General features: G+C 68.8%; 6 protein-coding genes. 4 read left to right on the plus strand and 2 right to left on the minus strand.

The features are described 5' to 3' along the window. Positions 1-87: 87 nt before the first annotated feature. Both ABT186_RS16180 and ABT186_RS16185 read right to left on the minus strand, forming a co-directional pair. Positions 88-948 (minus strand): DUF427 domain-containing protein, encoded by an 861-nt coding sequence (locus ABT186_RS16180; protein WP_351235788.1) that lies wholly within the window; start codon positions 946-948, stop codon positions 88-90. Between the two features lie 79 nt (positions 949-1,027). Then, positions 1,028-1,897, minus strand: a complete 870-nt coding sequence (locus tag ABT186_RS16185; RefSeq protein WP_351235790.1) for an alpha/beta fold hydrolase — start codon at positions 1,895-1,897, stop codon at positions 1,028-1,030. Between the two features lie 270 nt (positions 1,898-2,167). On the opposite strand from ABT186_RS16185, the gene ABT186_RS16190 reads away from it, so the two are divergent. The 4 genes from ABT186_RS16190 (at position 2,168) to ABT186_RS16205 (ending at position 6,799) form a co-directional block, all read left to right on the plus strand. Next, complete coding sequence (locus tag ABT186_RS16190) at positions 2,168-3,928, plus strand: MOSC domain-containing protein (RefSeq protein WP_351235792.1); 1,761 nt, start codon at positions 2,168-2,170, stop codon at positions 3,926-3,928. A 200-nt stretch (positions 3,929-4,128) separates the two neighbouring features. Next, positions 4,129-4,791 carry a PadR family transcriptional regulator gene (locus ABT186_RS16195; protein WP_351925504.1) on the plus strand — a complete coding sequence of 221 codons (663 nt, stop codon included), beginning with the start codon at positions 4,129-4,131 and terminating at the stop codon, positions 4,789-4,791. 221 nt (positions 4,792-5,012) lie between these two features. Then, positions 5,013-6,026: an ATP-binding cassette domain-containing protein gene (locus ABT186_RS16200; protein WP_351925505.1), complete on the plus strand. Its 1,014-nt coding sequence runs from the start codon at positions 5,013-5,015 to the stop codon at positions 6,024-6,026. Beyond that, complete coding sequence (locus tag ABT186_RS16205; RefSeq protein WP_351925507.1) at positions 6,023-6,799, plus strand: ABC transporter permease; 777 nt, start codon at positions 6,023-6,025, stop codon at positions 6,797-6,799. Before ABT186_RS16200 ends, ABT186_RS16205 begins: the two co-directional genes overlap by 4 nt. Positions 6,800-6,912: the final 113 nt, after the last annotated feature.

Consider the following 6,912-nt stretch of genomic DNA (forward strand, 5'->3'; position numbering starts at 1 on the left):
CGAGGGGAGGGGCGAAAACCGCCGGGCTCGCTCAGAGGACCCCGGGGACGCGCCCGCGGCCCGCGGGACAGGACGTGGCCGTCAGGGTCAGTGGGTCCTGGCCTCGTCGACGTCGAGGCCGCGGTCGACGCCGTGGGGGACTACGCTCTGCCCGGGTTCGAGGTGCAGACGCGTTCCGTCGAGATGGACCTCGACCTTGTCCGGCTCGAAGGACACCAGGTCGCCGATCCTGTCGACCTCTCGGTAGGCGCTGCGGTACGACCATGCGGCGCGACGCGCGTCACCGATGTCGTAGTAATCGCAGAGACCCTTGTAGGGGCAGAAGGTCCGGCCTTCGACGGGCCGTAGCCGGGCCTCGTCGATGTCGGCGCGCGGGACGTACCAGCGGGGGGCGAATCCGGACTCGAAGAGTACGACGGGGTGCTCGGAGCGGGCGATCACGGTGTCGCCGAGGCGGACTTCCAGGGTGCGGGAGGTGTTGCGGATGTCGATGCGGTGGTACGGATCCGCGGCATGACCGAGGATGCGTTCGTCTTCTTCGTAGAAGGCGTCCATCGCGCGCCAGGCGAAGGCGACACGGCCCTGGAGTTCGGCGGCGTGCTTGGGCAGTGCGGTGAACTCCCAGGCTGCGCGTTCGGTGGTGCGGTCGCCGGACCGCACCGTGTACCAGGCGGTGTCGCCGAGGTCCTTGTGGTGGGTGACCTTGCCGCTTGCGACCAGGGCCTGCTCGTCGACGTCCTCTCGGGGGAAGTAGGCAACGGGATAGCGGCCCGGCTCGTGGAGCAGGACGACGTTCTCGCTGTCGGCGATCCAGGTGTCGTTGAACTTCACACGCATGCGGCGGCGCAGCCGCTCGGCGAACAGGAGGCGCTCGGGCAGGGGTTCGGGGACGAGGAAGTGTCCGATCGCGCCGGCGGAGAGGGGGCCTTGCTGCCAGGACAGTCCCATGGCGGGTTCCTTCCGGGTGCGGGGTGGGGTGGGCGCGTGTGCGCACCCCGGGGCGGGGTGGTTGTCGACCCACCGCGCGTCAGGGGAGGACGCGGGCGAGGAATGCGTGGATGTACTCGGCGATGGTCTCGAGGTGGCTTTCCAGGGCGAAGTGCCCGGACTCCAGCAGGTGGATTTCGGCACCGGGCAGGTCCTGGCCGAACGCCGTGGCGCCGTCCGGTCCGAAGATCTCGTCGCCTGCGCCCCAGACCGCAAGCAGCGGGACCTGGGAGTCGCGGAAGTACTGGTGGACCTGCGGGTAGAGGTCCACGTTGGTGGGGTAGTCGCGGAAGAGCTTGAGCTGGATCTCGTCGTTGCCGGGGCGGTCCAGCAGTGCCTGGTCGTGGACCCAGTTGTCCGGGCTGACCAGGCTCGGGTCGGCGACACCGTTCACGTACTGCCAGCGGGTGATCTCGGGGGTCAGGGCGCCCCGCATGGGGGCTTCGGTGTCCGGTCCCGGGGCCTTGGCGTAGGCGAACACGCCGTCCCAGAAGGGCTTGACGAAGCCCTCTTCGTAGGCGTTGCCGTTCTGGGTGATGATCGCCGTGATGCGGTCCGGACCCTGGAGCGCAAGCCTCCAGCCGATGGGGGCGCCGTAGTCCTGCACGTACATGGCGAACCGGTCGACGCCCAGCTGCTGGAGCAGGCCGGAGGTGACCTCGGTGAGGGCGTCGAAGGTGTAGGGGAAGTCGTTGAGGGCGGGCATCGCGGACTGACCGAACCCGATGTGGTCGGGGGCGATCACGTGGTAGCGGCCGGCGAGCGCCGGGATCAGGTGGCGGAACATGTGCGAGCTGGTCGGGAAGCCGTGGAGGAGCACGACTACAGGTGCCCGGGGGTCGCCGGCCTCCCGGTAGAAGACCTCGAGGCCGTTGACAGTCGCGGTGCGGTGGTGGACTGCGGAGATCATTTCCTTAACCCCTGTGTCGAGCTTCACCGGTTATATGTCCAGTCGAGCACGCTCAATCTAACCCGTCAAGGTAAGTTTGGCGGTTAGGTTAGAGGTGTGGTCGGGGTGCCGCCGTGCCCCGGCGGCGCAACGCCGGCCAACGGGTCCGGAAACGTAGAGCAAGGGCCCGAAATCGCGGCGGCCCCGGTACGAGAACTAGGCTCGGGCCCAGCGCAAGATCACAGCGCCATGAGGGGCTGCCCCGGCCGGTCACCCCGCAGGAGGTCCACAATGGCGACGCTGCTGTCCGTCAACGTAGGAATGCCCAAGGACGTCTCCTGGCGAGGAAGGACCGTCCACACCGGAGCCTGGAAGTCCCCCGTGCACGGCCCCCGGATGGTGCGGCGGCTCAACATCGACGGAGACGGTCAGGGAGACCTTGCCGGGCACGGCGGCGAAATGCGTGCCGTCCTCGTCTATCAGTTGCACTCCTACCAATACTGGCAAAAGCAACTCGGTCGCGACGATCTGACGTTCGGGATCTTCGGGGAGAACTTCACCGTCGACGGGTTGCCGGACGACGAAGTGTGCATCGGCGACCGGTACCGCATCGGCGAAGCCGAATTCGAAGTCACCCAGCCCCGTGTCACCTGCTACCGCGTCGGCATGCGCCTGGGTGAGCCGACCATGGCCTCCCTGCTGGTTGCCCACCACCGCCCCGGCTTCTATCTGCGTGTCATCACGGAGGGGCGCGTCCAGGCCGGCGACGAGATCACCCTGACCCGCAAGGGCCCGGAAGAACTCAGCGTCGCCGACACCGACGCGCTGCTCTACCTCCCCGACCGCGACCCCGCGAAGCTGCGCAAAGCGCTGGACATCCCCGCCCTCAGCCCCGGATGGCAGCAGTCCTTCCGTGAACTCGCCGCCGCCCGGCAGCCCAAACAGGAACCGGGTTGGCCGTGCGAACGCGCCGGCACCCAGCAGCCCGGAGAAGTGCCGGGATGGCCGGGCTTCAAGCCCATGCGCGTCGTCCGTATCGTCCCCGAGACCCCCACCGTCTCGTCGATCTACCTCACCGCCACCGACGGGACAGCACTACCCGAAGCCCGCCCGGGCCAGTACCTCTCCATCCGTCTCGCCGTCGGTGATACCGCTCCCGCAGTACGCAGCTACTCCCTGTCCTCCGCGCCCACGGCCGACACCTACCGCATCAGCGTCAAGCGCGAGCCCCACGGGAAAGTGAGCAGCCACATCCATGCCACGCTCCACCCGGGGGACCTCGTGGACATCGCCGGCCCACGCGGAACATTCGTGCTCGAGGAAGGCGCCTGCCCGGTCGTCCTCATCTCCGCAGGGATCGGTGCCACTCCCGTGCTCGCCATGCTCCACCAGCTCGCCGCCGCACGAGACCCACGCCCTGTCTGGTGGATCCACACCGCCCACGACCGCGCCCACCACGCCTTCGCGGACGAGACCCGCATGCTTCTGGCGCAACTCCCCAACGCCCGGGAGCACATTTACTACACCGCCGAAGCCCCGCATCCCGATGAGCCCTACATCACCCAGGGCCGCCCGACCGCCCGATCGCTCGCGGCCATGGGCATTCCCGCCGACGCGGACGCCTACCTCTGCGGACCACCCGCTTTCATGGACGACCTCGGCGGTTACCTGCGCGATCACGGCCTGCGCCCCGAGCGGATCCATACGGAGCAGTTCAGTGCCCTCCCTGCCATCAACCCCGGCGTCACGCCCATCGCCGCGATCCGGCCGCACCAGCCATCCGGCCCACCGGGCACCGGGCCCCTCATCACCTTCGCCCGCAGCGGCATCACCACCCCCTGGTCACCCGCTCACGCGTCACTCCTCGATCTCGCCGAAGCCTGCGACATCCCCACCCGCTGGTCCTGCCGCACGGGTGTCTGCCACACCTGCATCACCCACCTCGTGTCGGGCGACATCACCTACACCACCCAACCCCTCGAGCCCCCGGAGACCGGCACCATCCTCGTCTGCTGCAGCGAACCGAGCACCGAAGTGGTCCTCGACCTCTAGGCAGCGGCCGGGGCCGGCCCATGTGGCGGAAACGCACTTCGTGCGCGTCGGACAGCGCGCCGCCGGCCGCGGGCGCAGTCCTGAGGCCTTGCGGTCCGGCACGGAACGCGATACATCGTGTGTATTGACGCTGCTCTCGGAGACGCGATATGTTCGTCCACGGATATTCGGTGACGAGGCATTGATCGAGGTGAAACTCCGTGGCGACGAAGCGCCGAAAGCTCGGCAACCCGCTGGCGCTCGCGGTCATGGTGCTGCTCACGGAGAAGCCGATGCATCCGTACGAGATCGCTCAGACCCTGCGCCGTCGCGGCAAGGACTCCAGTCTGAAGATCAACTACGGCTCCCTCTACACCGTCGTCCAGAACCTGGAGAGACACGGTTTCGTCGAGGTCGCGGAGGTACAGCGACAGGGCAACCGCCCCGAGCGCACGCTCTACGGCATCACGGACGCCGGACGCGAAGAGGCCACCGAGTGGCTGTCGGACCTGCTCGCCGTCCCGGTGCAGGAGTTCCCCATCTTCGAGTCGGCGCTGTCGCTGATGGGTGTGCTCCATCCCGACGAGGTGGCCCGCCTGCTCGAGGAGCGGCTGGACACCTTGGAGGTGCAGGCCGCCAGCGCACGCGGCGGCCTGGAGAAGCTCAACGAGACACTGCCCCGGCTCTTCCTGATCGAGTGTGAGTACAAGCTCCACATGATCGAGGCCGAGGCGGCGTGGATCCGCGACTTCCTGACGGAGGTCAGGGCGGGCACGTTTCCCGGGGTCGAGGAGTGGCGGACGTTCCATGAGACGGGGGAGGTCCCCGAGGAGTTTCTGAAGCTGGAAGGCGGCGACTTCGAGAGACCCCAGCCGCCGGAGTAGAACGAAAAAGACCCCGGCAGGACTGTTGCAGCAGCCCCGCCAGGGTCTCGAACCCCGAACTGAATCCGCCGTGAGGCATATCCAGGCGATCGAGGTGCGGCACACCCAGGATAGCCCGGCGCTCTTCACGCGGATCAGTCGTCATCCGCTCATCCGGACCACGGCCCGTCCGCCCACCCGCGGATCCGCCGTCGTCCGCTGTCCACAGGAGAGCAGTCGTCATGAACACCCCTGCGCCCGCCGTGGCGGCGCGCCAGCTGATCAAAACCTATCCCGGTGACGTCACGGCCCTGAACGGCATGGATGTCACCGTCGAGCCGGGCACCGTCTTCGGGCTCCTCGGCCCGAACGGCGCCGGGAAGTCCACCACCGTCAAGATCCTCACCACCCTGGCCCGCCCCGACTCGGGCTCGGCCACCGTCGCCGGCCACGACGTGCTGCGCCACCCGGACCGGGCGCGGCGCGCGATCGGGGTGGTCGCGCAGAGCTCCGGCGCCGATCCGGTGGCCACCGGCCGGGAGAACCTTCAACTCCAGGGCAGGCTCTATGGACTGAAGGGCGGAGCGCTCAACAGGCGCGTCGACGAACTCCTCGAGCGCTTCACGCTCACCGACGCCGCGCGCCGCCAGGTCAAGGGCTACTCCGGCGGCATGCGGCGGCGCCTGGATGTCGCGCTCGGCCTGGTCCACCGGCCCGAGGTGCTGTTCCTCGACGAGCCCACCACCGGCCTCGACCCGGAGGCCCGTACCGCCATGTGGGAGGAGATCGGCCGGCTGGCCGGCGAGGAGGGCCTGACCATCCTGCTCACCACGCACTACCTCGAAGAGGCCGACCGGCTCGCCGAGCGCATTGCGATCGTCGACCGAGGCCGGGTCGTCGTGGAAGGCACTCCGGACTCCCTCAAGGGCGAACTCCGCGGTGACGCGGTCCATGTGGAACTGCGCGAGGCGGTCGGCGAAGCCGGTCGTACGCTGCTGAGGGGCGCCCTCGCCGGGCTGCCGGGCGTGCACGAGGTGCATATGGACGGGCGCCGTATCAGCGTCCGCGCCGACGACGGAGCGTCCGCCATGCCCGCGCTGCTGGGAGCCCTTGAGCGCGCCGGGGTCGGGGTCGCCGCCGCGACCGTCGCGCGCCCCTCGCTGGACGACGTCTATCTCCGTTACGCGGGCCGCCGTTACTCCGAGGCCGAAGGCGAAAGCACCGACCCCCTCGTCCTCGCCGGAGGTGTGCGATGAGCACTGCCGTCTCCCAGACCTGGTACATGACCCAGCGTCAGCTCATGGTGTTCGGGCGCCAGCCGGCGTACGCGGTCATCACCCTGATCCAGCCGGTGATCTGGCTGTTCCTGTTCGGCAACCTCTTCAGGAAGGTCGTCGGGCTCGGCGGCTTCGGCACCACCTCCTACCTCGACTACCTCGTGCCGGGCGTGGTCGTGATGAGTGCCCTCAGCTCCAACATGTGGGCGGGCATGGGCACGCTGGAGGAGATCCAGCGGGGCACGCTCAACCGCTTCCTGACCACCCCGGTCAGCCGGGCCGCGCTGATGAACGGCAACGTCGTCAACAACGGCCTCGTCACCGCCCTGCAGTCGGTGATCATCGTGCTGCTCGGTCTGCTGGGCGGCGCCGACTACCCGGGCGGTCTCGGCGGTATCGCGATCCTCGTCCTCGCGTCCGTGCTGCTCGGCACGATCTTCGGGGCGCTGTCCAACGCGCTGGGCATGCTGGTGCAGGAGCGGGAATCCATCATCGGGATCAACACCTTCCTGCTGCTCCCGCTGACGTTCCTGTCCACGGCCTTCATGGCCCCGTCCCAGATGCCCTCCTGGATGGGGCACATCGCCGACTTCAACCCGCTCAACTGGGCGATGGTGGCGGGCCGTTCGGCGATGTCCGAGCACCCGGACTGGGGGGACGTGCTCAGCCGGGGCGGGGCGTTGCTGGGGCTGGCGATCGCCGCAGTGTGGCTGTCGATCCGTACCTTCCGCTCGTACCAGCGGTCGGTGTGATCTCCCGGTCACACGGAAGCGGGGGGGCCCCCCCGGGGGGGGCGCCCCGGGGCCCCCCCCCGGTTTGGGCAGGGGGTAGGCGGTGGTGGTGGCGGAGTGGAAGGTGATGTTGC

This window comes from Streptomyces sp. NPDC001634, from assembly GCF_040298185.1.
Lineage (GTDB): Bacteria > Actinomycetota > Actinomycetes > Streptomycetales > Streptomycetaceae > Streptomyces.

What these genes read in the sequence shown, in the direction of transcription:
- ABT186_RS16200 (WP_351925505.1), top strand. Translation starts at nt 5,013, where the DNA reads ATGAACACCCCTGCGCCCGCCGTGGCGGCGCGCCAGCTGATCAAAACC.
- ABT186_RS16180 (WP_351235788.1), bottom strand. Translation starts at nt 948, where the DNA reads ATGGGACTGTCCTGGCAGCAAGGCCCCCTCTCCGCCGGCGCGATCGGA.
- ABT186_RS16205 (WP_351925507.1), top strand. Translation starts at nt 6,023, where the DNA reads ATGAGCACTGCCGTCTCCCAGACCTGGTACATGACCCAGCGTCAGCTC.
- ABT186_RS16190 (WP_351235792.1), top strand. Translation starts at nt 2,168, where the DNA reads ATGGCGACGCTGCTGTCCGTCAACGTAGGAATGCCCAAGGACGTCTCC.
- ABT186_RS16185 (WP_351235790.1), bottom strand. Translation starts at nt 1,897, where the DNA reads ATGATCTCCGCAGTCCACCACCGCACCGCGACTGTCAACGGCCTCGAG.